Source organism: Streptacidiphilus sp. EB129 (genome assembly GCF_041262645.1).
In the GTDB taxonomy this organism is placed as follows: Bacteria; Actinomycetota; Actinomycetes; order Streptomycetales; family Streptomycetaceae; genus Streptacidiphilus.
The window spans coordinates 77949-101484 of record NZ_JBGCCS010000006.1; the positions used below are offsets into that span (position 1 = coordinate 77949).

The 23536-nt window shown below is 72.6% G+C and carries 20 protein-coding genes; 6 read left to right on the forward strand and 14 right to left on the reverse strand.

Translation table 11 applies throughout. The features are described from left to right. Window positions 1-97: 97 nt before the first annotated feature. Window positions 98-1048 carry a ribosome-inactivating family protein gene (locus ABH925_RS09825; protein ID WP_370146917.1) on the reverse strand — a complete coding sequence of 317 codons (951 nt, stop codon included), beginning with the start codon at window positions 1046-1048 and terminating at the stop codon, window positions 98-100. A gap of 121 nt (window positions 1049-1169) precedes the next feature. Then, window positions 1170-1370, reverse strand: a complete 201-nt coding sequence (locus ABH925_RS09830) for a hypothetical protein (RefSeq protein ID WP_370146918.1) — start codon at window positions 1368-1370, stop codon at window positions 1170-1172. 85 nt (window positions 1371-1455) lie between these two features. On the opposite strand from ABH925_RS09830, the gene ABH925_RS09835 reads away from it, so the two are divergent. Continuing rightward, the gene (locus ABH925_RS09835; protein WP_370146919.1) at window positions 1456-2397 is read left to right on the forward strand and encodes an SDR family oxidoreductase; all 942 of its coding nucleotides are present in this window, start codon (window positions 1456-1458) and stop codon (window positions 2395-2397) included. A gap of 168 nt (window positions 2398-2565) precedes the next feature. Here the strand turns inward: ABH925_RS09835 and ABH925_RS09840 are convergent, their stop codons facing one another. The 3 genes from ABH925_RS09840 to ABH925_RS09850 form a co-directional block, all read right to left on the reverse strand. Then, on the reverse strand, window positions 2566-2952 hold the full coding sequence (locus ABH925_RS09840) for a hypothetical protein (RefSeq protein ID WP_370146920.1): 387 nt from the start codon (window positions 2950-2952) through the stop codon (window positions 2566-2568). Window positions 2953-3018: 66 nt separating this feature from the next. After that, window positions 3019-3510, reverse strand: coding sequence for a sigma factor (locus tag ABH925_RS09845; protein ID WP_370146922.1), 492 nt, complete (start codon window positions 3508-3510; stop codon window positions 3019-3021). A 460-nt stretch (window positions 3511-3970) separates the two neighbouring features. Further along, the gene (locus ABH925_RS09850) at window positions 3971-4600 is read right to left on the reverse strand and encodes a TetR/AcrR family transcriptional regulator (RefSeq protein ID WP_370146923.1); all 630 of its coding nucleotides are present in this window, start codon (window positions 4598-4600) and stop codon (window positions 3971-3973) included. A gap of 64 nt (window positions 4601-4664) precedes the next feature. On the opposite strand from ABH925_RS09850, the gene ABH925_RS09855 reads away from it, so the two are divergent. Continuing rightward, entirely contained in the window at window positions 4665-5147 is a 483-nt protein-coding gene (locus tag ABH925_RS09855) for an SRPBCC family protein (RefSeq protein WP_370146925.1), read from the forward strand. Between the two features lie 159 nt (window positions 5148-5306). On the opposite strand, the gene ABH925_RS09860 is transcribed toward ABH925_RS09855, so the two are convergent. The 4 genes from ABH925_RS09860 to ABH925_RS09875 all read right to left on the reverse strand — a co-directional run bounded on the left by ABH925_RS09860 (window position 5307) and on the right by ABH925_RS09875 (window position 8230). Then, window positions 5307-5456: a hypothetical protein gene (locus ABH925_RS09860; protein ID WP_370146927.1), complete on the reverse strand. Its 150-nt coding sequence runs from the start codon at window positions 5454-5456 to the stop codon at window positions 5307-5309. 131 nt (window positions 5457-5587) lie between these two features. Further along, a complete protein-coding gene (locus tag ABH925_RS09865; RefSeq protein WP_370146928.1) occupies window positions 5588-6460 on the reverse strand; it encodes a hypothetical protein in 873 nt (290 codons plus the stop codon). Window positions 6461-7026: 566 nt separating this feature from the next. After that, entirely contained in the window at window positions 7027-7293 is a 267-nt protein-coding gene (locus ABH925_RS09870; RefSeq protein ID WP_370146930.1) for a hypothetical protein, read from the reverse strand. A gap of 172 nt (window positions 7294-7465) precedes the next feature. Beyond that, a complete protein-coding gene (locus ABH925_RS09875; protein WP_370146931.1) occupies window positions 7466-8230 on the reverse strand; it encodes a thioesterase II family protein in 765 nt (254 codons plus the stop codon). Between the two features lie 985 nt (window positions 8231-9215). On the opposite strand from ABH925_RS09875, the gene ABH925_RS09880 reads away from it, so the two are divergent. From ABH925_RS09880 to ABH925_RS09895, 4 genes are all read left to right on the forward strand, one after another. Further along, on the forward strand, window positions 9216-11216 hold the full coding sequence (locus ABH925_RS09880; protein ID WP_370146932.1) for a BTAD domain-containing putative transcriptional regulator: 2001 nt from the start codon (window positions 9216-9218) through the stop codon (window positions 11214-11216). Next, window positions 11134-11799 carry an O-methyltransferase gene (locus ABH925_RS09885; RefSeq protein WP_370146934.1) on the forward strand — a complete coding sequence of 222 codons (666 nt, stop codon included), beginning with the start codon at window positions 11134-11136 and terminating at the stop codon, window positions 11797-11799. Before ABH925_RS09880 ends, ABH925_RS09885 begins: the two co-directional genes overlap by 83 nt. Before the next feature lie 93 nt (window positions 11800-11892). Next, entirely contained in the window at window positions 11893-12849 is a 957-nt protein-coding gene (locus ABH925_RS09890; protein ID WP_370146935.1) for an ACP S-malonyltransferase, read from the forward strand. Beyond that, window positions 12849-13934 (forward strand): arylcarboxylate reductase, encoded by a 1086-nt coding sequence (locus ABH925_RS09895; protein WP_370147136.1) that lies wholly within the window; start codon window positions 12849-12851, stop codon window positions 13932-13934. The genes ABH925_RS09890 and ABH925_RS09895 overlap by 1 nt, the downstream gene beginning before the upstream one ends. Window positions 13935-14007: 73 nt before the next feature. Here the strand turns inward: ABH925_RS09895 and ABH925_RS09900 are convergent, their stop codons facing one another. From ABH925_RS09900 to ABH925_RS09920, 5 genes are read right to left on the reverse strand one after another with little or no spacing between them, the layout of a single operon-like run. Then, complete coding sequence (locus ABH925_RS09900) at window positions 14008-15126, reverse strand: HAD-IIIC family phosphatase (protein WP_370146936.1); 1119 nt, start codon at window positions 15124-15126, stop codon at window positions 14008-14010. After that, complete coding sequence (locus tag ABH925_RS09905) at window positions 15123-16244, reverse strand: acyl-CoA dehydrogenase family protein (protein WP_370146937.1); 1122 nt, start codon at window positions 16242-16244, stop codon at window positions 15123-15125. Before ABH925_RS09905 ends, ABH925_RS09900 begins: the two co-directional genes overlap by 4 nt. Continuing rightward, window positions 16237-16515, reverse strand: coding sequence for an acyl carrier protein (locus ABH925_RS09910; protein ID WP_370146938.1), 279 nt, complete (start codon window positions 16513-16515; stop codon window positions 16237-16239). Before ABH925_RS09910 ends, ABH925_RS09905 begins: the two co-directional genes overlap by 8 nt. After that, window positions 16512-17369, reverse strand: a complete 858-nt coding sequence (locus tag ABH925_RS09915) for a 3-hydroxyacyl-CoA dehydrogenase family protein (RefSeq protein ID WP_370146939.1) — start codon at window positions 17367-17369, stop codon at window positions 16512-16514. The genes ABH925_RS09910 and ABH925_RS09915 overlap by 4 nt, the downstream gene beginning before the upstream one ends. Then, on the reverse strand, window positions 17366-23512 hold the full coding sequence (locus ABH925_RS09920) for a type I polyketide synthase (protein ID WP_370147137.1): 6147 nt from the start codon (window positions 23510-23512) through the stop codon (window positions 17366-17368). Before ABH925_RS09920 ends, ABH925_RS09915 begins: the two co-directional genes overlap by 4 nt. Between the last annotated feature and the right edge of the window lie 24 nt (window positions 23513-23536).

Below are 23536 nucleotides of genomic sequence, written 5' to 3' on the forward strand. Positions count from 1 at the left end.
GAGCTGGAACAGACGCTGCCGGGGGCGGGTCAGGAGGCAGGCCGTCGCCCACAGCTGGCCGTATTTCGCCAGATGTCGCGGCCGGGGACTCGGCGCGTCAGAGCTCCGAGTGGTTCCAGTCGCCGTTGGGATCGACGTCGTTGGGCCCGATCCCGATGGCGAGGCGGCTCTGGACGTCGCCGAAGCTGTTGAACGTGGGGACGTCGGGGCCGACGTAGAGCGGGGGCGGGTTGGTGCCGTTGGACGTGCCGATGGCGAACTGGGAGAGCTGCGACCAGCTGTTCTCAAGCTCCTGCTGGAGCGGCGGCAGGTTGCCGTAGTTGTTGGTGGGGTCCACCATGATGGCCGACATCACACCGTACACATCGTAGAAGCGCGCGGCCTCGGACGTGTACTGGATGAAGAACATGAGGTCCCGCGCGATGGACTGGTTGTTGGACAGGGTCTGATCGGCGTACGCCAGGTCATAGAACGAGTTCCACATGTCGTTCCAGGAGAGGGGCATGGAGTCCCGTCCGCGCCCTGCCGCCTGCGCCAGGGAGTTGTAGCTGGAGCCGAACGGCAGCTGGTAGTAGGCGCCCTGGTTCCAGGCGGCCGGCGGCAGCAGTCCGCTGTCGGCGAAGGCGGTGGCGGGCTGCATGGCGCCCCGCAGGTCGAAGTCGTTGAACGAGAACGTCGCGCCGCTGGTGGTGGTGACGCCGCGGAGGTAGAGGTTGTCCGGGGTGAACCAGAGCCAGATCGTGCTGCCGTCCGGCCTGCTCAGGTCCAGGCGGATCAGCGCGTGTGTCTGGGGGGTCTGGGTCATCATGACCCCGTTGCGCCAGTCGTGTCCGGCCGCGTAACGCAGGCTGGTGATCAGCGAGGCGTACTGACTCTGCTGGGACTGGTTGCCGGTGTCGCCGATGTTCATGTAGATGTGCGAGATCCAGTAGGGCCCGGTGTCGGCTGATGCGGTGCCTGCGCCGGTGCCGAGGATGCACGTCGCCAGGGAGATGATGAGGGCGGCTATCGCGGAGAGGATCCTCGCGCGGCGGGTTCGAAGGTTCACGGTGTGTCCCCTTTCGGGCGTGATGGGTCTGGCCTCCCTCACGATGGCCGGGGCGGGGACCGGGCCGCTTCCGTCAAATGACTGGGTACGGTCAGGATCTGGCGCGGTGGCTCCCGTCGGCTCAGGCCTTCTTGAGCTGCAGGCCGCGCCGGGCGCGCAGCCACGTCTCCTGGACCGCCTCCTCGGCATCCAAGGGCGAGCCGAGCAGCTCGCGGTGGTGGCGGGCGTGGATCGCGTCCCAGTCCCCGACGGCTGCGGGTACGTCCGTGGTGGGCGTCGCGTGAGGGACAACGACCCGTCGGCGCAGGGGATTTCCGCTCACTGCGGTCAGTTTCGCCGCCCTGCTTCGTCTGCACCTGGCACAGGGCCGCGCCAGTCGGCCCGGTACCACGACGAAGGAGTGAGTGATGATCCTGATCACGGGAGCGACCGGGCTGACCGGCTCGGCGCTGGTCCGCGCGTTCGGCCGACGGGGCCGGACCGCCCGGGCGCTGGTCCGCGACCCTGCCAAGGGGCGGGCGGTGCGCGACGCGGCCGGCCTCAGCACCGTCCGGGCGGACCTGCTGGTGCCCGACACGCTCGCCCCCGCGCTGGACGGCGTCGAGACGGTCGTGCTGATCTCCAGCGCGGACGACCGGATGGTGGAGGCCCAGGGCAACCTGATCGACGCGGCCGTCGAGGCTGGTGTGCGCCACATCGTCAAGGTGTCCGGCCTCGGCGCCGACCCGGACTCCCCGTTCCGGTTCGGGCGTTGCCACGCGCAGGTCGAGCAGCACCTGGGTGCGGCGCATGTCTCTGCCACGGTGCTGCGGCCGAGCCAGTTCATGCAGGTCTACTATCGTGAGCTGCCAACGATGCTGGCCGACGGCACCTTCGCCCAGCCGCTCGGCGACACCCGCCTGGCGCCGGTGGACGTCGAGGACGTGGCCGAGATCGCCTTCGCCGCCGCCACCGGGCCCGCGCCGGAGGGCGCCGCGACCGCCGTCCACACGCTGACCGGGCCTCAGGCGCTGTCCATGACCGAGGTCTGCGCGATCCTGACCGAGATCGTCGGCCGACCGATCCGCTACGTCGACCTCACCTCTGAGGAGAAGCACCGCCGGCTCGTTGCCGGGGGGATCCCGCCTCGCTTCGCGGACGACCTCGACGACCTGTTCCGGCTGCGGCGCGAAGGCGGACCCGAGTCCCGCGTCGACATCGCGGCGTTCGAGCGGTTCGGCATCCGGCCCACCACCTTCGCGCGGTTCGCGCAGCGCTCGGCGGCGGTCTTCCGCGGGGAAACCACGCCAGACCGGCTGTGGGCCTCAGGCTGGCTGGCACCGGAGGCGCACACCCCCGGCGACTGCTGAGCTCCGCCGCCGCCGAGGTGGTTCCCCACGTCGTACGACACGCTGCCGCCGGTGAGCCGCGGCGGCCCAGCCCTCGCGATCGTCGAACAGTCGAGCGGGTGTGACGGAGTGCGGCGCTGACATACCGTCGAGGAGCGTGGAGGGGTGCGGTGTCCTCGGTGGGTGCCGTCACCGGCGGCCGCCGGTGCGGCGGTCGTCGGCGAGCGAGGTCAGCGGGCCGTACTCGTGGGCAAGCTGCTGCCAGGTCAGCGCGTCGCCGCAGCGGGCCGCGTCGTGCGCGGGGTCGAAGCTCGGCATGGTCCAGGTCCTGGTGGCGGGGGAGCGCAGCCACAGATCTTCGTCGCCGTCGACCACGGTCTGCGGCACCGGGTCGGGCTCGTCCTGGTCGGTGGGTGCCCAGGTGGCCCGGCCCGGGTGCGAGGCGCGGCGCAGCTCGGTGGTGGCCATCTGCGCGGCGAAGTCGCGGGCCCCGCTCTCGACAGCCGCCACGGCCGCGAGCCGGTGGGCGTCGGCGAGCGTGGGCAGGGCTGTGGTCTGGTTGCGCTTGGAGCTCATGGGGTTCCCTCCCGGTGAGGCGGCATGTCCGTTTTGACGCCTCGGATAAGGGGAGCTTATTCGAGGTCAGCTGCCCTTCCGAGCCATCCTCACCCCCAGGGGGTATCCGTGGCCCAGGCCGGCCTGATCTCCGACCGCGCCGCCGAGCGCCTCACCCGTGGCCGTGGCCTTGGTGTCGAGGTCCAGGAAGACCCGGAACGCGATCACCTCGCGCTGCCGCTCCGGCAGGCCGCGCAGCGCGGCGAGCAGGTCGGGGTCCAGCCCGGTGTCCGGACCGCGGTCACCGGCGGCGACCTCCGGGGTGTCGGGGACGACGTCGACAGCGACCTCGCGCCGCCGCCTGCGCCACCACGACACCCGGGTGTTGAACGCGGTCCGGACCACCCAGGCGCGGGGCGCGGGGTGCCGGCGCACCACGTGCCACGACGTCCAGGCACGGGTGAACGCCTCGGCGACCAGGTCCTCGGCCAACTGCCGATCACCCACCCCGGCCAGCACCGCCCGCAGGCAGACGTCGCGATTGGCCTCGTAGAACTCGCTGAACTCCAACAGCTTCACACCCCCTGAACGCTTCGGGGCCGCGATCCGCTTACCCACTCCGGCGACCGCTCCAGCGGGCAGCCGCCCCGCTACCCGGCACTGCCCCCTGAGAGCTGAGGCCGGTCCGCCAACCATGGCCGCGTGACGTCAACTCTGGTTTCTACGACCGGAATCTCACCTCCCGACCGCGGCCCGCACGGGCTGCCGCTGCTGGGCAACCTGCCGGTCTTCCTGCGCGATCCGCCGGCCTTCTTCTGTCACCCGCGCGACGTCTACGGGCGACTGGGTGCCCTGGGCGCTGGGCCCGCGCAAGGCGGTGTTCGTCTCCCGGCCCGAGGATGTGGGTGAGCTGATGGCCCAGGTTGGGTTCGGCTTCAGTCCCGCCGAGTTGGAAGGCGCGACCTGGCCGGCCCCGGAGCCCCGGCCGTCCGCGGGGGCACGCCGTTCGGCGAACGGAGCCCGAAGGCCGGCCCCGTTCTCAGCTGGTGGCGGCGGCCGTTTTCGGAGCAGCCGGCCTGGTGGGAAGCGTGCCGAGCAGCGCGTCGGCGCACTGCTCGGCGAGGTCCTCGGCGTGGGCTGGTAGGAGTGTGCCGGCCCGCAGATGGCGGCGGACCAGCGCGAGGGGCAGGTCGACCAGGGCGAGTGCGACGCTTTCGGTGGCCTGGGGGCCCTCGGCGCCCAGGGCACCGGCGAGGGCGGTGAGGGCGGTGCGCACGCGCTGGTTGCCGCGCTCGGCGCGGTGGAGGTATTCCTCGGACCAGTCGGCGCGCCCGAACTCCTCTGCGCCGTAGAGGAGCAGAGCGGCTTCCTGCGGGTGGGCGCGGCTCCAGGCGACGACGTGGCGTGCCGCCGTGCGCCCGGCCCGCCGCCTGTCGCTGTCCGCTTGGAGGGCTTCGAGGTAGCCCTCCTGGAAGCTCTCGACCGTCCGCAGCCAGACCTCGGCGAGCAGCGCGGTGCGTCCGGCGAAGCGGTGGTACACCGAACCGCTCGGGGCTCCCACCTCCTTGGCGACCGCGGACATGGTCACCGCGGCCGGGCCTGAAACGGCGGCCCGTCGCACGGCGGCGTCCAGCAGCTGGTTCGTGTCGAAGCGGGGTGGTCTGGCCATGGGTTGGAGAGTACTCTCCATAATATTAGAGACATACCTCTAAAACGAGTATCAGGGAGGACGCATGGGCGTCTACAACGTGCACGAGCGCTTGCTGGCCGCGACCGAGAGCGAGGTGGGAGCGCTGATAGACACCCTGTCGAGCAGCGACGACAAGCTCTGGGCGCAACTGGGCTGGCCGCAGATGGAGTTCGACCGCCCCCTGGCCACCGGAGCGGTCGGCGGACACGGCCCGGTCCGCTACACCGTTGCCGCGTACGTCCCCTCCATGTGGGTGCGCTTCGCTTTCAGCGGGCCGCGCGGCTTCCACGGGTTCCACGAATATGCTGCCCTGGCCGTCGACAAGGAGCACACGCTGCTGCGCCACACCCTGGCCATGGACGCCCGTGGGCCGGCCCGTCTCGGCTGGCCGCTGGTCTGGCGGCCGCTCCACGACGCGTGCCTGGAGGACAGCCTGGACCGCGCCGAACTGGCCTGCACGGGCACGGTGGCCCGCCCGGCGCACTGGAGCCGGTACGTACGGCTGCTGCGCGGCCTCAAGCACTGACCACGGGGCACACGCGCTCACGTCCGGGCAGCATCACCGGGAGGTTCGACACGGGCGTGAGCACTGGTCGCCCGGGCCTTCGCCCAGTGGAACCGACTGCGCCACCCCGAACGCCTCTGAGCGGATCGGCGACGCGCCGGACAACGTAACCCGCGGTCCTCACACGAGGGTTTCCCAGGTGATGGCCGCGGGGTGCTGGGCGAGCTGGTCCGCCACCGCTTGGGTGAGGTCGCCCTGCTCCGACGGCTTCGGCGAGCGGCCCGGGCAGGGGTCCGCTGTCCGGGGGTCGGTGTTGGTGACGCGCACCATGCCGGCGGCCGGTCCTGCGTCGCTCGCGTTGTGGAGGCTGGGCTGGATGGCCGTGGACCTTGAGCCGCCCGGTCTGATCGGGCGTCATGCCGGCGCAGCGCGTCGTGGGCCTGAGTGGTCACGGCTGCCGGTCACGGCTGCCGGTCACGGCTGCCGGTCGCGGTGGTGGGTCGGGACTGGTGGAGGAGGGTGTGGTAGTAGCCGTTGGCCTCGCGGCCGGTCGGGTCGTGGCCGGTGGCGGTGGCGCGCGCGATGGCGCGCTGCTGCTCGGCGTCGTCGGTGAAGCGGCGCTGTGGATATGTCTCGGGAGAGGTGTGTGTCACCAATCCCCGGGCGGCCAGGGTGTCGGCGATCGGCCGGTAGTCGACCATCCGCAGTGTGAAGGCGGCTACCCATGCCGGGGAGCGGGTGTGGCTCAGGACGGTATCGAACGTGCGGGGGCCGATATAGCCGACGCCGCCGGTGATGGTGATGAGACCGGCCGCGGCCACGGCCCGGGCCAGCTTCGCGCTGGCGGGGCCGGTCTCCAGGTTCTCGGCGAACGCGCCGTCCAGCAGGCCGACCGCGGAGGCGTAGGCCACCGCCCGGGGCGCGACGTCGATGCCGATGAACGGCACCGCCTGCTCCCGGCGGTGCACGGCGTAGAACTCCTTGTCCGCCTCGATGAGTTCCGGTGTGGACAGCCCGGCCGTCTTCGGACCGGTGTAACGGGCGTACAGGTCTTCCAGGGTGAGGTTGTGGTTGACCAGTGCCGCGTTGATGCCGTAGGAGCAGCACAGGTCCACCACCTTGACCGAGTTCCCCGGTGCATTCAGGCGGGCCCGTTGGTCGAGGAGCCTGCGGAAGACCGGCTGGGCGTGGTGCGGGGTCTGGTAGCGCAGGGGCCGCAGCCGGGTGAAGTAGGCCCGAGGGTCAGGCTGGTCGTAGATGTCCTCGAAGGTGCTCTTTCCCCAGCCGTGCTGTCCGCGCCCGGAGTCCGCCTGGCCTGCTTCGTCAGTGGCCACCTGGACTCCTGTCTGTTTGATGCCCTGCGAATGGACGCCTCGGCCTGGCGCCGGCGCTCGGTTGGAGCTGGCCGAATGACTCCACCATGCCAAAGGTGGTGCCCGACAGTCACTATCGAGACACATTACGTGGGCGAACTGTGAAGGCGAAGCCCGCACCGGGCAATATCACGATCGCCCAACTGGCGACGCCGTGGGGTCGGGGAGCTCGCGTGGGTCCCGACGGGTGGTCCACGGGATGCACCACACAGTCGTCCCCGCGGGGACGGGCGCATCGCCGGGTGTCGCGCCCTCTCGTGCCATGGCGGGCAGCGCCCAGACCGGCGGGTGGAGCCGCAGGTCTCCTTGTCGACCTGACGGGTCCAGTCGAGTTGCCGTCGCCGCCGAACCCGACGGCCGCCCACGCAAAACGCTCGACTGGGAAACCCCAGCCGAGCGCCTGCATGAACTGCTCGCGGCCGTGAACAACCAGCCATGTGTCGCAACGACCCCTAGAGAGCGCCGATCCGGCACCGGGGGCCACGTGGGAGGACGATCAGGGAGCGGGCCCCTGCTCCATCACCCCATCAGGCGTCCTCTTCCTCCAGGCTGAACGTCGTGTTCTTCGTGAAGGAGACGGCCTCCTGCTGGGCGAAATCGATGGTGAGCTCGTCCGGCCAGCCCTTGTTGCCGGCCAGGTTGGCGGCGATGGCACTGTTCGGCTTGACCGTCGTGGCCTGGGTGCCATGCTGGGCCACCGGCATGACGGTGACAGATTTCGTCGCCGCCATGGCCTGCCCACCCGCGACCATGATCATGCCCGACGCCAGAACGGTACCCATCGCAGCGACCATGCGGGTGCGCGTAGATCCAAGCATCAAACTGCTCCTTACGTTTTTGACTGTTTGGTTCGGATTGTCCGAACCAGTCACCCCATATATCTATGGTCATATAAGCGAACTGACACCTCGGGACCGGCGAATACCGCTGAACAGGGCATCAGATTCCCCCGCCCGGCGGAGTCTGTCAGGACGGCTCGGCAGGGATGTCCAGTGCCTCGCGGATCACGGCGAGGACCTCGGCCGCGCGGTCGGTGAGGTAGAAGTGACCGCCGGGGAAGACCCTCACGTCGAAGTCGCCGCTGGTGTGCCGCTCCCAGTCGTGGGCCTCCTCGATCGTGACCCGCGGGTCGTCGTCCCCGGTCAGCACGGTCACCGGGCACTGGAGCAGCGCCTCAAGGTCGCCGCGGTAGAGCTCCACGGCGCGGTAGTCGGCGCGGAGCGCGGGCAAGACCAGCCGCATCAGCTCGTCGTCCGCCAGGGCGCGGGGATCGGTCCCGCTCAGCTTCCTGACCTCGGCCAGCAGGCCCTCGTCGTCCAGCCGGTGTAGCCGTGCGCTGTTCTGAGCCGAGGCCGACCTGCGCCCGGAAACGAACAGATGGCTCGGCCGGTGCCCGGCGCGTTCCAGGCGCAGCGCTGTCTCGAAGGCGACCAGTGCACCCATGCTGTGCCCGAACAGGGCCAGCGGGCGGTCGGTCAGCGGGAGCAGCTCGCGTGCGACCCGGTCGGCCAGAAGCCCGATGTCGTCGATGACGGGCTCGGTGTACCGGTCCTGCCGTCCGGGGTACTGCACCGCCAGCACCTCGGTCCGCGGGCTCAGTGCGGCGGAGACCGGGAAGTAGAAGCTGGCCGAACCGCCGGCGTGGGGGAGGCAGACCAGTCGCTGGGCGGAGTCGATGGCGGGGTGGTAGCGCCGCAGCCACAGGGTGCTGTCCAGGGAGACGTCAGTCATGTCGGGAAGGGTCCGTTCGGCTCGGCCGCCGCGGCGGGTGCTCGCTGTGGGGGCGACTGCGGCATCTGCGGGGTTCGAGCGTCCGACCGCAGCTCCGGCCTGTCGTAAGAGTGGATGGTAGTGCGCGGGCGGGGTCGAACCCGGGAGCGGTCGGCGCCTGATTCTGGCCGGATTGCCGCGCTTGGGCGCTGACGCCCCCTCACTGGTCGGCCCGGGATGTTCCCCGGCGTCCGTGCGGTCCTGGTTGATCCGGGTGTACGCCGGGCGTGTCTTCGGCACGACGGCCTCCTTGCGGGACCTCGCGCCCCAAAGCGGTAGGTTATCCACCAAATACGGGCACCTGGGGCGAAAGTGAGGAAAATGGAAGAGCGCTGCGCCGGCCCCGGGACGGGCGGGATCGAGGAGCCGTACCGGGAGCTGAGGACGGCCGCGTCAGCGTTCCCCGGACCGCCGGGGTCGAGGTCACGGGCCGTCAACTCGCCGCAGAAATCAGGAAATCAGCACCGGCAACCCGGATCGCTCACAGGAGGAGGGCACGTATGAAGCCACCATGCCGCGCCGCAGCAGCCGCTGCTGGACGGTGTGCTGGGGGCAGTGGCACTGCCCGAGGAGCGAGCCTCGCCGGCCCGGCTCGCCCGATAGGCCCCCCGACTCCCCTGGGGCCGGCTGCTCTTCAGCGCCAAGGAGTGGGTCCCTACGGTCTGGTTTCCGCTGACCGGCCGCTCGCCGGAGTTCGAGGAGGCGGCGGCCAGCACGCATGTCGAACCCTCCGCCGGCCCGGAGTACGGCCGGTTCACGGGCCGGCTGCTGGTGCCCGGCGGCCCGTCCGGGGCCGACATGGTCTGCCGCTTCGCGGTGCGTGGAGGACTCGTGCTCCCTGCGGTCGCCGTATCGGCCCCGGTACTGGCCGGCTGAGTGCCTCCCGGCCCGCCGGTTCGGGCCCGGTCGACCGCCGCAGCCTCCTTACTCAGGAATAGAGACTGTCATGCAGTTCATGATGCTCGGCCCGCTGACCGTCCAGGCGGACGGAATCGAGGTCACCGTGGCCGCGCCGCAGCAGCGGGTGGTTCTGGCGACGCTGCTGCTCAACGCCAACCGGGTGGTGTCGATCGACCGTTTGGCGGGCTTCGTCTGGGACAACGAGCCACCGCCCAGCGCATCCGCGACCGTGCGCACCTACGTCATGCGGCTTCGCCGCCTGTTGGGCGAGCGGGCCGACGGCGCCATCAGGACGAAGGCCTCCGGTTACCTCATGGAGCTGAGTGACAGTCAGACCGATCTGGGGAGCTTCACCCGGCATCGCAAGCAGGCCACCTGCCACATCGAGGCCGGCGCGCTCGACCGTGCCTCCGCCGAGTTGAGCGCCGCGCTCCGGCTGTGGCGGGACGAACCGCTGCTCGATGTGCCCTCGCACACCCTGCGCGAGGTCGAGGGTCACTACCTCCGGGAGCTCCGGCTGCAGACCATGGAGTCCCGGATGGATCTGGATCTCGCGCTGGGCCGGCACACCGAGATCATCCCCGAACTGTGGCGGGCGCTGGCCGACCACCCGCTGCGCGAGGCCCTCGTCGGCAAGCTGATGCTGGCGCTGTTCCGAGCCGGCCGCCAGTCCGAGGCGCTGACGATGTTCCAGCGGACCCGGGCCCTGCTCATCGACCAGTTGGGCGCGGAACCGGGCCCCGAACTCCGCGAGATGCAGCGCAGGATCCTGGCCGCGGACGACCCGCTGCCCCCGTCCGGGCCTTCCGCGCTCGCCGCGGAGATCGGCGTCGGGGCCCGGCCCGCACCCGGCTGGCAGGAGCCCGGCGCCCTGCGCCCTGCCCAGTTGCCCGCCCAGTTGCCCGCCTTCGCCGCCCGCTCCGCTGAACTGGCCGACCTCGGGAGGTGGCTGAGGGCCGAGGGACCCTCGGGCGGAGCGGCCGCGGCCACGGCTGTCGTCGTCACCGGCAGTGGAGGCATCGGCAAGAGCGCGCTGGCGCTGAACGCCGCCCACGCCGCCCGTGGCTGCTTCGGCCACGGCCAGCTCTACGCCCACCTCGGCGGCCGGGACGCCCCACTCACGCCCGGCCGGGTCCTGGCCCGCTTCCTTGCCGACCTGGGCGTCCCGGCCGACCGCGTCCCTGCCGACGTGGAGCAGGCGACCGCGCTCTACCGGTCGCTGACGGCCGACCGCCGACTGCTGGTCCTGCTGGACGACGCGGTACACGCCGCGCAGGTCCGGCCACTGGTCCCCGGCGGCGCGGGCAGTCGACTCGTCGTCACCAGCCGGGAGCGGCTGGGCGACCTGGACGGCGCGCACATCATCACGCTGCGCCCGATGGACCAGGACGCGGCCCTTGAGCTGCTCGGTTCGATCATCGGCCGACACCGGACGGAGGCCGAGCCCCATGCCGCCCGCGAGGTGGTCGACCGCTGCGCGGGGCTGCCGCTGGCGATCCGGATCGCCGGGGCCCGCTACCTGAGCCGACCGCACTGGAATCTGGCCCGGCTGGCCCGCCGGCTGGCTGACCCCGTACAGCTCCTCGACGAGCTGCGGATCGGTGACCTCGCCGTCAGGACCGGACTGGACGCCGGGTACCGCAGTCTGAGCGGCCGGTCCGTGCACGGCACCCAACCGGCGGCGGCATTCCGGCTGTTCGGCGCGGCCGGCACCAGGGACACCGACCGCGTGGCCGCGGCGGCCCAGCTCGGATGCCCGGTCGAGGAGGCGGAGGCGGTGCTGGAGGCGCTGGCCGACGCGTACCTGCTGCACGCGGACCGAGCCGGCTGCTTCCACCTGGACCCGCTGCAGCAGGCCTTCGCGAGCGAGCGGGCCGGAGCCTCGCCCCCCGCCGCCGCAGCCGCCCGAGTGCCCGAGGAAGTCCTGGTCCGTCCCCGAGAGCCCGCGACGAAGGAGAACCCGAATGGCCCAGCAAGTGGCAACCACCGAGACTCTGTTGAGGTATGTCCGGGAGGTCTCGCTCAGGGACGACCCGCTGCTCGCTGAACTCCGCAGGGAGACAGGAGAACTGCCGGCCGGAGAGGCCATGCAGGTGATGGCCGAGGAAGGACAGCTGCTCGCGCTGCTGATCGGACTGACAGGGGCGCACTCGGTGCTGGAGATCGGTACCTACACCGGCTACAGCGCACTGTGCATGGCCCGCGCGCTGCCGGACGGCGGCGAGTTGGTGACCTGTGACCTCAGTGATCGCTGGCCGGCCGTCGGCGCCGACTACTGGAAGCGGGCCGGCGTGGCGGACCGGATCGAGCTGCGGGTCGGGGCGGCACTGGAGACGCTGGCCGCTTTGCTCGCCGAGCGCGGGCCGGACTGCTTCGACCTGGCCTTCATCGACGCGGACAAGGCGAACTACCCGGCCTACTACGAGCGGTGCCTGGCTCTGGTCCGGCCCGGCGGCCTGATCGTGGTGGACAACACCCTCTTCTTCGGCCGGGTGGTGGACCCGGCGGCCCGGGATCGGGACACCGCCGCGGTCCGCAAGCTCAACGCGCTGCTGCGCGACGACGACCGGGTGGACATCTCCCTGCTGGTGATGGCTGACGGCATCACGCTGGCCCGCAAGAAGCCCTGACCGCGACGAGCGGATCTGAACCGCTCACCCGGGCCGCTCCGGCAGCCCGCCACAGCCACACCCCTTCTGTTGGACCCTCGTAGGGAGATCTCGATGACACTGGGTTACCTGCTCGGCGGCGGAGTCGGAACCGAGCCGCACGGCCTGGAGCTGTACCGGGAGTACCAGGTGATGCGGAGCCTCTACGCACAGGTCTCGGACTGGACCGGACTGACGGTCGGCCAGATCCTGGAGGAGGAACTGCCCGAGGCCCAGGAGGAGCGCCAGAGCGCGGGCACCGTGCGGGAGGCCGCGCTCGCGGTCGCCGTGCACGACATCCTGGCCGAGCTGGGCCTGCGTCCCGCCGCGGTCGGCGGTCTGAGCCTCGGGGCGATGACGGCGAGCTGCCTCGCCGGTGCGGTCGGACGTCAGGAGCTGTTCGAGATGCTGGCCCACGCCAGGCACGCCCCCCAACCTCCGGCCGACGCCGCGCCGCAGGGCATCGCCCTGGCCTTCGTCCCGGCGGACGGTGCCGCCGGCCCCGGCGAGGAGCGCCCCGGGGTCCACCGCGCCGGGGACTTCGGTCCCACCGCCGACGGCTCCCAGCGCATCCTGATGCTGGCGGGCCTCAGCGAGGCCCTGAGCCAGCTGGCGGCCGCAGCCGCGCCGGGCACCGTGGTGCCGCTGCCCGGCCGGACGATCGCCGTGCACTCGCCGCTGCGCCGGGCGTTCCGTGACTTCATGGCGCCCCGGATCGACGCGATGGCGTTCTCCGCGCCCGAGATCCCGCTGCTGTCCTGCCTGGAACTCAAGGAGCTGAACTCGGCGGACGACGTCCGCGAGCTGTTCCAGCGCAACTCGACCGATCCGATCAGCCTGGTCGACGTCTACACCGGTCTGCGGCGGCAAGGGGTGGGCCTGGGCCTGGTGATGGGCCCGTCCATCCCGGAAGGCATCCTCGACTTCCCGTTCCCGGTCGTCCACATTGACCAGCCCGAGCACATCCAGCAGGCCCTGACCACCGCCTACGAGCTGGGCATCGACTTCTCCGCGACGCGGGCCCCGCTGTGATCACGGCTCCGGCCCACCGGGGCCTCGACCCGGACGCCCTGGTCGAGCACTGGCTCGCCACCGACCTGGACCAGTGGTGCCGCAGGGTGGTCCGCAGACACTTCCACCCCGGGACCGGCAGCCCGTACTGGCTCAGACGCGCGGCGCAGCTGGACTTCGACCCCAGGGACATCACCCGCTACGAGGAGCTCACCGCGTTCGGCCCCTTCCCCCTGGACGACCTGAGGACGGCGGATCCGGGGGACCTGGTCCCGATGGCGGTGCCGCGCCCGCTCACCGGGCGGATCTGGGACACCGGCGGTACCACCGGAGCGCCCTGCCGCGTCTATTACACCCCGGACATGCTGCTGCACCGCGCCGCCTGGCGCAGATGGTCCTTTGTCAGCGAGGGGTTCGCCCCCGGGCGCACCTGGCTGCAGGCCACCCCCACCGGGCCGCACCTGATCGGCCACGGCGTGTGGGAGGTATCCGAACTGTACGCGGGTCAGGTCTACGCCGTCGACATGGACCCGCGCTGGGTCAAGCGGCTGATCCGCGCCGGACGTCTGGCCGATGTCGGCGACTACACCGCGCATCTGCTGGAGCAGATCGCCGATGTGCTCGGTCCCGGCCGGGTCCACTACCTCAACACCACGCCGGCACTGTTCCAGGCGCTCCGGCAGCGCTCACCCGAACTCGTCGCCGGCCTCGACGGCGTCCGGTTGAGCGGGACGCAGATCAGCGCCGACATGTACCGGGTGTTCAGTGCGGCGCTGCGGGGCGGAACCGTCGGCCTGAGCTACGGCAACACCTTCGGGAACGCGGCGTCCCTGACGGTCAGTCAGGACGGTGGCCTCATCCCCTACATGCCCAACTACCCCCAGGTGACCATGGCGGTGGTGCGCAAGGACGACTGGTCCGCGGTGGTGGACCACGGCGTGGTGGGGCAGGTGCGGCTCACGGTGCTGCATGAGGACCTGTTCCTGCCGAACATCCTCGAACGCGACCAGGCGCTGCGCTACGGGGCGGAGCAGTGGCCGTGTGACGGGGTCGCCAATGTGCGCCCGCTGCAGACGACGAGTTCGGCCCCGGAGGGCCTGTACTGACGCTCCGGGCCCACCGGTGCGGGGCGAGCCGCCCTTCCGGTGCGCCGCGCCGCCCCGGCGCTGTGGCGCTGCGTCAGCGGGGCGGCACCGCGCCCGGGGGGCGGACGCAGCTGCCGACTCTCGGTGCGGCCAGGTCGGGGGCGGTCAGCCGGACCGTCGTCGGGGCCGGCCGCGCGGTCGGCAGCAGGTGCAGCCGCTGGAGTCCGGGCGGCGCGTCGGCCCCGGCCGGGGGCGTGCAAGGGCAGGACTGCTCCTCGAAGCCGGCGAAGCGGTAGGCGATCTCCATCATCCGGTTGCGGTCGGTCGGCCTGAAGTCGGCGGCCAGGTGCACGTCGGCCGCGTGCGCCTGGCCGATCAGCCAGCCCAGGACCGTGGTGCCCGCCCCGTACGACACCACCCGGCAGGAGGTGGCCAGGAGTTTGAGGTGCCAGCGGTCCGGGCGCCGCTCCAGCAGCAGCAGGCCGACCGCGCCGTGCGGACCGAAGCGGTCGGCGAGGGTGACCACCAGTACCTCGTGGCCGGGGTCGGCGAGCAGGGCGCGCAGATCCCGGTCGGAGTAGTGCACCCCGGTGGCGTTCATCTGACTCGTCCGCAGGGTCAGCTCCTCCACTCGGGAGAGTTCCTCCTCGGTGGCCCGGCTGATCCGCATCACCAGGTCCAGCGACCGCAGGAACTCCTCGTCCGGTGCGGTGGACCCGGCCCGCTCGGCCTCACGGCGGAACCCCGCCTGGTACATCGCGCGGCGCCGACGCGAGTCCACCGTGCTGACGGGCGGACTGAACTCCGGCAGCCCTGGCAGCGCGGCCGCCTGCTCGGCCGGGTAGCAGCGCACTTCCGGCAGGTGGTAGGACACCTCGGCGCGCTCGGCCGGCAGGTCGTCGATGAAGGCGATGGTGCCGGGGGCGAAGTTCAACCGCTCGGTGATCCGGCGCACCGCCTCCGACTTGGCGCCCCAGCTGATCTGCGGCAGCACGAAGTACTCGGCGAGCCCCAGCCGTTGCACCTGCTCCCAGGCCCGGTCGTGGTCGTTCTTGCTGGCCACCGACTGCAGGATGCCGCGGGCGTCCAGTTCGAGCACGGTCCCGCGGATCCCTTTGCCCAGGACCAGGTCGTCGTCCTCCGCCAGCGTGCCCCGCCAGAGCGTGTTGTCCAGGTCCCAGACAAGGCACTTGACCGTCACCACGTCACTCATCGGCTCTCCTCCGGCACCCGTGCCAGCACGTGGTCGGCCAGCATCAGCCGGCACATCTCGTTGCTGCCTTCGATGATCTCCATCAACTTGGCGTCCCGGTAGGCGCGGGCCACCACGCCGCCGTCGGCCGCACCCGCCGAGGCCAGTACCTGCACTGCCGCCGAGGCCGCTTTCGCCGCCTGCCCGGCGCTGATGTGCTTGGCAAGCACAGTGGCGATCACCTGGTCCGGTGAGCCGGCGTCCCAGCAGCGGCTGGCGTGCTCGCAGACCCGGGTGGCGGTCTGCTCGGCGACCAGCAGATCGGCCAGGTGGCCGGCCACCAGCTGGTGCTCGCCGATCGGTTTGCCGAACTGCTCCCGGGTCCGGGAGTGCCGAACGGCAGCCGCCAGGCAGGCCCGGAGGATTCCCACGCACCCCCAGGCCACCGACATCCGCCCGTACGCCAACGCGGTGGTGACCAGCAGCGGCAGCGGCAGCCCTGCCCCGCCCAGCACATGGCCGGCCGGCAGCCGGACCTGGTCCAGCCGCACATCGGCGTGGCCCGCCGCCCGGCAGCCCAGCGGGTCGGCGATCCGCCGGACCCGCACGCCGGGCACTCCGGTCGGTACCACCACGGCGGCGGCGCCGTCCTGGTACCGGCCGAACAGCACCAGCAGGTCGGCGTAGTGAGCACTGGTCACCCACACTTTGCGGCCCTCCACCACCACGTCCTCGCCCTGCCGCTCGATGGTCGTGGCCATCGCGGACAGGTCGCTGCCCGCGTCCGCCTCGCTGAAGCCGACCGCCGCCAGCTCACCTCCGGTCAGCCGCGGCAGCCAGGAGGCCTGCTGCTCCGGGGTGCCGAACCGCTGGACGGTCCAGGCCGCCATCCCCTGCGAGGTCATCACGCTGCGGACCGAACTGCACCGGCTGCCCGCCTCGGCGGTCAGTTCGCCGTTGGCCAGGCTGTCCAGGCCCAGCCCGCCGTAGCGGGTCGGCACCTCCGCGCACAGCGCACCGGCCGAGCCGAGTTCCCGCAGCGTGCCCACCGGGATCAGTCCGGACCGGTCCCAGGAGTCCGCCCGGTCCGCGATCCGGGCCGCCAGCACGGCGGTGGCGGCCGGCAGCGGGTCAGCCATCCTGTGCCCCGATCGCCTGCCGCTGGAGCCGACCCACCAGCGCGGTCATCCCGGTGACCGTGCGGAAGTTGTCCAGCCGCAGGTCAGCGCCCCTGACGCTGATGCCGAAGGACTTCTCCAGGTGTACCACCAGCTCCATCGCGAACAGCGAGGACTGGCCGCCTTCGGCGAACAGGTCCAGGTCCGGACCCCAGGCCCGCCTGGTCCTCGACTCCAGGAAGCGCAGCAGTTCCTTCTGTACCGTCTCGAGGTCGGTCACGGCCGTGCTCATCGGTAGTCCTCCTGGTAGGTGTAGAAGCCCTCGCCGCTCTTGCGGCCGAGTTTCCCCGCGCGCACCTTGTCCAGCAGCAGCTCGCAGGGCCGGCAGCCCTCGTCGCGGGTGCGCAGGTAGAGCACCTGCAGCGAGTCGACGAGGTTGTCGATGCCGATCAGGTCGGCGGTGCGCAGCGGGCCGGTGGGGTGGCCCAGGCAGCCGTGCATCAGGGCGTCGACCGCCTCGGCGGTCGCGGTCCCCTCCTGGACCACCCGCGCCGCGTCGTTGATCATCGGGTGCAGGATCCGGCTGGTGACAAAGCCCGGTGCGTCCCGTACCACCACCGGCTGCCGGCCCAGTTCGCCCAGGAGCGCCGCCACGGCGGCCATCGCGGCGTCTCCGGTCCTGGCACCCCTGACCACCTCCACCGTCCTGATCAGCGACGGCGGGTTCATGAAGTGGGTGCCGAGCAGGTCGGCGGGCCGGGCAACGGCGTCGGCCAGCTCGTCGATCGGGATCGACGAGGTGTTGGAGACCAGCAGGGTGCCGGGCGGTACCCTGGCCGAGACCTCGGCCAGCAGCTCGGCCTTGAGCCCGGCGTGCTCGGTGACCGCCTCGACCACGGCCGTCGGCTCCCCGAGCTCGCCCGGTGAGCCCGTGGTCAGTAGCCTGCCGGTCCGGGTGTCCGGCGGCAGCGTGCCCATCAGCTGGGCGAGGCGCAGTTCCTGGTCGATGCGCGCCTCGGCCCGGGCCAGCTGTTCGGAGTCGGGGTCGATCAGGGTGACCGGGAGCCCGTGGCCGAGCGCCAGCGCGCTGATGCCGGTTCCCATCACCCCGGCTCCCAGGACGGTCAACCGCGTGGTGCCGGTCATGCGTTCTCCTCGTGTCGGATGTCTGCAAGGACGGTGTCGAGCCAGTCCCGGACGGCCTTCGCCGTGGTCCGCACGTGTTCCTCCATCAGCGACCAGTGGTCGCCCGGCACATCGAGGACGGTGTGAGCGCCCGCCCAGGAGGCCCGCCAGTCGACGGTGCTGTCGGCCGGCGGCTCGGCCAGCGGGCTGGAGGCGCGGACCAGCAGCACCGGGGCCCGGAGCGCGGGCGGCTGCCAGTCGTCCAGGAGCCGCAGGTAGCGGCCCATCGCGGTCAGCCTGGTGTCGTCCATCGGAGCGGCCCGGTCCTCCCGGTCGAACATCCCGCTGACCAGTACGTCGTCGAACTGGGTCATTGCGTGGTCGCCCGACAGATAGGTATCGAGCAGGACCACGGCGGCCGGGCCGGACCCGAGCTCCTCCAGCCGGGACGCGACCGCGTAGGCCAGGGTGCCGCCGGAGGAGGAGCCGAGCAGCACCAGCGGCCGTCCGCCGGTGCCCCGGCGGACGGTCTCGGCCTGGAAGTCCAGCAGCGCGGCCATCGCGGCCGGCAGCGGTTGCCCCGGGCCGAAGCCGGGGGCGTCCAGCGCGCTGACCCCGTACCGGTCGCGGAACAGCGAGCCGAAGCGGGCGTACTGGTGCGCGCCTCCCAGCGCGACGACCGATCCGAAGCACACCAGTTCCGGGGGGAGCCGTGGGCCTGACGGGGGTTCGGCCAGCCTCAGAAGTGCCGGTCCCGCCCCGGAGTCGAACAGTTCGGAGCCGAGCGCGAACTCCGGTCGCAGGTCGGCCGCCAGGCCGAGCACGGCGATGCCCTCGCCGATCCTGCCCAGCTCGCAGGCGCGCCGGAACAGCGCGCCGACCGGGTCGCCGGGTGGCGCCTGGACGCCGGCCGATTGCCCGTCCGGCGGCCGGCCCGTCTGCTGGTCCAGTTCGGCCAGCAGCCGCTCCGTCAGCACCGCGGGCGAACCGCTGTCGAAGACCACGGTGGGCCGCAGCTGCAGTCCGGTGGCAGCCGCCAAGCGGTTGCGGAGTTCGACCGCGGTCAGCGAGTCGAAGCCCACCTCCAGGAAGGCCGCCTGGTCGGGCAGCGCCCCGCCGTCCCGATGGCCCAGGACCTGGGACGCGTGCAGGAGGACCAGGGCCCGCAGCAGCCGGGACCGTTCGGCGCGGTCGGCGGCCAGCAGCCGGTTCCGCGACGGTGCCTCGGCGGCGGCAGGACCGGGCCGCCGCGCGGAGCGGACCAGGCCGCGCAGCAGCGGTGGCACCGGGCCGGCGCGGTGGGCGGCCAGGTCCAGTCGGATCGGCAGCAGGGCGGCCTCGGGCGAGGCCAGCGCGGTGTCGAACAGCGCCAGGCCCTCGGCGGTGGACAGCGCCCCGGCCCCGGCGCGGTCGATCCGCCGCAGGTCGGATTCGCCGAGACCGGCCGTCAGCCCGCTGCGCTGCTCCCAGAGACCCCAGGCCAGCGACAGGCCCGGCCGGCCGAGCCGATGACGGGCCGTCATCAGTGCGTCGGCGTAGGCGCTGGCGGCCGAGTAGCCGGCCTGGCCGGGGCTGCCGAACACCCCGGCGGCGGAGCTGAAGACGACGAAGGCGGTCAGCTCCATGTCCCTGGTGAGTTCGTCCAGCAGCCGGGTGCCGTCGGCCTTCGGCCGCAGGACGGCGTCGAGTCGGCCCTGGTCCAGGGACTGGAGGACGCCGTCGGCCAGTGTCCCCGCGGTGTGCACCACGGCCCGCAGCGGGTGCGCGGCCGGAATCCCGGCCAGCAGCCGGGACAGGTCCTGGCGGTCGGCCACATCGCAGGCCGTGACGGTCACCTCGGCTCCGGCCGCGGTCAGCTCGGCGACCAGCGCGGCTGCGCCCGGGGTGTCGGCGCCGCGGCGGCCCGCCAGCAGCAGGTGCCGCACGCCGTGCCGGGTCACCAGGTGCCTGGCCAGGAGCCCGCCGAGGGTGCCGGCTCCGCCGGTGATCAGCACGGTGCCCGCCGGGTCGAAGCGGACCGGCTCGCCCGGCGGTTCGGCGCGGGCCAGCCGGGCGGCATGCAGGACCGTGCCGCGGACCGCCAGGTGGGGTTCGTCGCAGAGCACCAGGGGCAGCGCCGCGGCGGTGCCGTCCGGTCCGTCGGTGTCCAGCAGCACGAAGCGGTCCGGGTGCTCCAGCTGCGCGGTGCGCAGCAGCCCCCAGACGGCGGCCCCGTCGGGGTCGACCGGGGTGTCGTCGCCCAGGTCCACCGCTCCCCGGGTCAGTACCACGAGCGGGACACCGTCGCCACCGGGGTCGGCCAGCCACTCCTGAAGCCGGGTCAGCACTCCGCCGAGCGTCCCGCGCAGGGTTCCGGTCCCGGACGGCGGGCAGGCCAGCAGCACCGCGTCCGGGCCGTCCGCCAGGGGCGTGAACGCCATCCCCGGGGGCAGCAGCCGTTCGTCGGCGGAGCCGAGCAGTCCCCAGCGCAGGCCGGTGGCCGGAACCGGGTCCAACGGGGCCCACTCGAGCCGGAACATCGACCGGCCTGCGGCCCGCAGGGAGCCGGCCGGAGCCGCCCGCATGGCCAGCGAGCCGACCTCGGCGATCGGCTTGCCGGCTTCGTCGGTGACCAGCAACGAGACGGCGTCCGCGGCTGCGGTGTCCGCCCTGAGAACGACCCGCAGCACCTGCTCCGCGCTGTCGGCCAGGTCGACCCGCTGCCAGTGGAACGGCAGCGGTACGCCGCTGCCGTTCCCCGGGGCGGCGTCGGGGTCGGCCGCACGCAGCCCGACGGTCTGCAGCGCCGCGTCCAGCAGTGCCGGGTGCACCGTGAATCCGTCGGCCCGGCCGGCCGCCTCGGGCAGCGCCACCTCGGCGTACACGGTGGAGCCGAGGCGCCAGGCGGCCCGCAGGCCGCGGAAGGCGGGGCCGTAGTCGACCCCGCGTGCCTCGAAGCCGGCGTAGCAGTCGGCGACGGACAGCGGCAGCGCGCCGGTCGGCGGCCACTGCGCCGGTACGGTCGGGCCGGGCTGCCCGGACCGAACGGCCTGCTGCTCCCTGGGGGCGAGCAGGCCGCTCGCGTGGTCGCTCCAGAGCGCTCGCGGGTCGGCGTCCTCCGGCCGCGAGTGCAGGCTGACGGTCCGTCGGCCGTGTTCGTCCGGCGGCCCGACCCCCAGCCGCAGCTGCACAGCGCCGGGGGAGTTCAGCAGCAGCGGCGCGGTCAGGGTCAGCTCCGCGACCAGCGGGGTGCCGGCCTGTCGGCCGGCCGCCGCGGCCATCTCGACCACGGCCGCGCCGGGCAGCAGGGCCGTCCCGGCGAGCGCGTGGTCGGCCAGCCAGGGCTGCGCGGCCGCCGACAGCCGGCCGGTGTGGAGCCGGCCGCCGTCGGGCAGGTCCACGGTCGCCCTCAGCAGCGGGTGGGTGGTGCCGGTCTGCCCGGCCGAGGCCGGGTCGCCGCCGGCCGGCGGGGCGTCCAGCCAGTAGCGCTGCCGCTGGAAGGGGTAGCTGGGCAGCTCGGCCGCGGGCCCGTCCGCCGGGTCGCCGAGTTCGGGCCGCCAGTCCACCGGCAGGCCGTGCACATGGGCCTCGGCCAGGGCCAGCAGCAGTCGGCGCCGACCGCCGTCCGAGCGGCGCAGGGTATCCAGGACGGCGGCGTCGGCGACCCCGGCGTCGGCCGCCGCCTCCTCGATGCCGTAGGTCAGCGTGGGGTGCGGGCTCACCTCCAGGAAGGTGCGGTGCCCCTCGTCGAGGAGTTGGCGGACCGCCTGCTCGAAGCGGACCTGTTCGCGTAGGTTGCGGTACCAGTACCCGGCGTTCATCAGTGTTCCGTCGAGCCAGTCGCCGGTGAGGGTGGAGAGCAGTGGGATGGTTCCGTGGTTGGCGGTGATCGGGGCCAGGTCGGTTGCCAGCCGTTCTTTGATCTCTTCGACCTGGGCGGAGTGCGAGGCGTAGTCGACGTCGATGCGGTGGGCGCGTACGCCCTGGTGTCGGCAGCGGGTGAGTAGTTCTGTCAGTGCTTGGGTCGGGCCGGAGACGACGACGGTGGAGGGTCCGTTGACTGCGGCGATCGAGATGCCGTCGGTGAGCAGGGCGGCTGCCTCTGCCTGGGGCAGTGCGATGGAGGCCATTGCGCCGTGTCCGGTCAGTGCTCGCAGTGCCTGGCTGCGCAGGGCGACCACTGTGGCGCCGTCGTGGAGGGTGAGTGCTCCGGCGACGACTGCGGCGGCGATCTCGCCCTGGCTGTGGCCCAGGACGGCGTCGGGCACGATGCCGTACGACTGCCAGACCGCGGCCAGGGAGACCATGACCGCGAACAGTGCGGGCTGGACGACCTCGGCCCGGTCCAGTGGTGCGTGGGAGCGCAGGAGTTCGGTCAGCGGTGTGGGCAGGTACGGGGCCAGTGCCTGTTCGCAGTCCGCCATCCGGGCCGCGAACACCGGGTCGGTGTCCAGCAGTTCGGCGGCCATACCGGCCCACTGCGCGCCCTGGCCGGGAAAGACGAACACCACCCGGCGGGCGCCTCGCGGCGCGACAGCCCGCGCGCCGGGAAGGACCTCGGCGCCGTCGGCGAGGGCGGCCAGCCCGGCCAGCAGCTCGGCCCGGTCCGCGCCGACCAGCACCGCCCGGTCGGGGAAATGGGTGCGGCCGAAGGCCAGCGTCCGTCCCACCGACCGCGGCCCCAGTTCCGGGCGCCCGGTCAGATGGCCGTGCAGTGCCGTCGCCTGGGCACGTAGGGCGGCCGGTCCCCTGGCGGACAGCGGCCAGACGGTGGGGCCGGGCAGCTCGGGTCCGGGCTCCGGCGCGGCGCCGGCTTCCAGGATGAGGTGGGCGTTGGTGCCGCTGGCCCCGAAGGAGGACACCCCGGCGCGGCGCGGTCGGCCGGTCCCCGGCCATGGGGCGGCCCGGGTCAGCAGTCGCACCGCGCCCTCGCTCCAGTCCACCTGCTCCGAGGGCCGCTCCAGGTGCAGGCTCCTGGGCAGCAGGCCGTGCCGCATGGCGAGCACCATCTTGATCACGCCGCCCACCCCGGCGGCTGCCTGGGTGTGCGTCAGGTTGGACTTGAGCGAGCCGACCAGCAGGGGCCGGTCGGCGGGCCGGTCCTGGCCGTAGGTGGCCAGCAGGGCCTGTGCCTCGATCGGGTCGCCCAGTACCGTGCCGGTGCCGTGCGCCTCCACGGCGTCGACCTGGTCGGCCGTCAGTCCCGCCGCGGCGAGGGCCTGACGGATCACCCGCTGCTGGGACGGGCCGTTGGGCGCGGTCAGGCCGTTGCTCGCGCCGTCCTGGTTCACCGCCGAGCCGCGGACCACGGCCAGCACCGGGTGCCCATTGCGTCGGGCGTCGGACAACCGCTCCAGCAGCAGCAGTCCGACGCCTTCGCCGAAGCCCGCGCCGTCCGCGGTGTCGGCGAAGGACTTGCAGCGGCCGTCCACGGCCAGTCCGCGCTGCCGGCTGAAGCCGACGTACAGCCCCGGGGTGGACATCACGGTCACCCCGCCGGCAAGGCCGAGCGTGATCTCGCCCGCCCGCAGGGCCTGGCAGGCAAGGTGGATCCCGACCAGCGAGGACGAGCAGGCGGTGTCCACGGTCACCGCCGGGCCCTCCAGCCCCAGGGTGTAGGCCACCCGGCCGGAGGCGATGCTCGGCACGCTGCCGGTCCCCAGGAAGCCTTCCAGCTCGGGCGGGATGCGGTGCAGCCGGGCCGAGTACTCGTTGTACATCACTCCGGCGTAGACCCCGGTCCGGCTGCCGCGCAGGGTGACCGGGTCGATCCCGGCCTGCTCCACCGCTTCCCAGGCCACCTCCAGCAGCAGCCGCTGCTGCGGGTCGACGGCCACCGCCTCGCGGGGCGAGATCCCGAAGAACGCCGGGTCGAAATCGGCCGCGTCGTGCAGGAAGCCGCCCTGCCGGGTGTAGAAGGTGCCGGGTGTGTCCGGGTCCGGATCGTACAGCCCCTCGACGTCCCAGCCGCGGTCGGACGGGAACCCCGAGACCGCGTCCCGCTCCGCCAGCAGCAGGTCCCACAGGTCCGCCGGGGTGCGCACCCCGCCGGGGTAGCGGCAGGCCATTCCCACGATCGCGACCGGTTCGGCGGACTGACCGGCGAGCCGCCGGTTCCGCTCCCGGAGCCGTTCGTTGGCGAGCAGTGACGCGCGCAGCGCCTCGACCAGCTGGTCGGTCCGCATGGTGCTCCGTTCCTGTTCGGTTCC

Bases quoted from the DNA above. Each gene is read 5' to 3' on its own strand.
- ABH925_RS09835 (WP_370146919.1), top strand. From the start codon at position 1,456: ATGATCCTGATCACGGGAGCGACCGGGCTGACCGGCTCGGCGCTGGTC.
- ABH925_RS09840 (WP_370146920.1), bottom strand. From the start codon at position 2,952: ATGAGCTCCAAGCGCAACCAGACCACAGCCCTGCCCACGCTCGCCGAC.
- ABH925_RS09850 (WP_370146923.1), bottom strand. From the start codon at position 4,600: ATGGCCAGACCACCCCGCTTCGACACGAACCAGCTGCTGGACGCCGCC.
- ABH925_RS09855 (WP_370146925.1), top strand. From the start codon at position 4,665: ATGGGCGTCTACAACGTGCACGAGCGCTTGCTGGCCGCGACCGAGAGC.
- ABH925_RS09860 (WP_370146927.1), bottom strand. From the start codon at position 5,456: ATGGTGCGCGTCACCAACACCGACCCCCGGACAGCGGACCCCTGCCCG.
- ABH925_RS09870 (WP_370146930.1), bottom strand. From the start codon at position 7,293: ATGGTCGCTGCGATGGGTACCGTTCTGGCGTCGGGCATGATCATGGTC.
- ABH925_RS09875 (WP_370146931.1), bottom strand. From the start codon at position 8,230: ATGACTGACGTCTCCCTGGACAGCACCCTGTGGCTGCGGCGCTACCAC.
- ABH925_RS09880 (WP_370146932.1), top strand. From the start codon at position 9,216: ATGCAGTTCATGATGCTCGGCCCGCTGACCGTCCAGGCGGACGGAATC.
- ABH925_RS09885 (WP_370146934.1), top strand. From the start codon at position 11,134: ATGGCCCAGCAAGTGGCAACCACCGAGACTCTGTTGAGGTATGTCCGG.
- ABH925_RS09890 (WP_370146935.1), top strand. From the start codon at position 11,893: ATGACACTGGGTTACCTGCTCGGCGGCGGAGTCGGAACCGAGCCGCAC.
- ABH925_RS09900 (WP_370146936.1), bottom strand. From the start codon at position 15,126: ATGAGTGACGTGGTGACGGTCAAGTGCCTTGTCTGGGACCTGGACAAC.
- ABH925_RS09905 (WP_370146937.1), bottom strand. From the start codon at position 16,244: ATGGCTGACCCGCTGCCGGCCGCCACCGCCGTGCTGGCGGCCCGGATC.
- ABH925_RS09910 (WP_370146938.1), bottom strand. From the start codon at position 16,515: ATGAGCACGGCCGTGACCGACCTCGAGACGGTACAGAAGGAACTGCTG.
- ABH925_RS09915 (WP_370146939.1), bottom strand. From the start codon at position 17,369: ATGACCGGCACCACGCGGTTGACCGTCCTGGGAGCCGGGGTGATGGGA.
- ABH925_RS09920 (WP_370147137.1), bottom strand. From the start codon at position 23,512: ATGCGGACCGACCAGCTGGTCGAGGCGCTGCGCGCGTCACTGCTCGCC.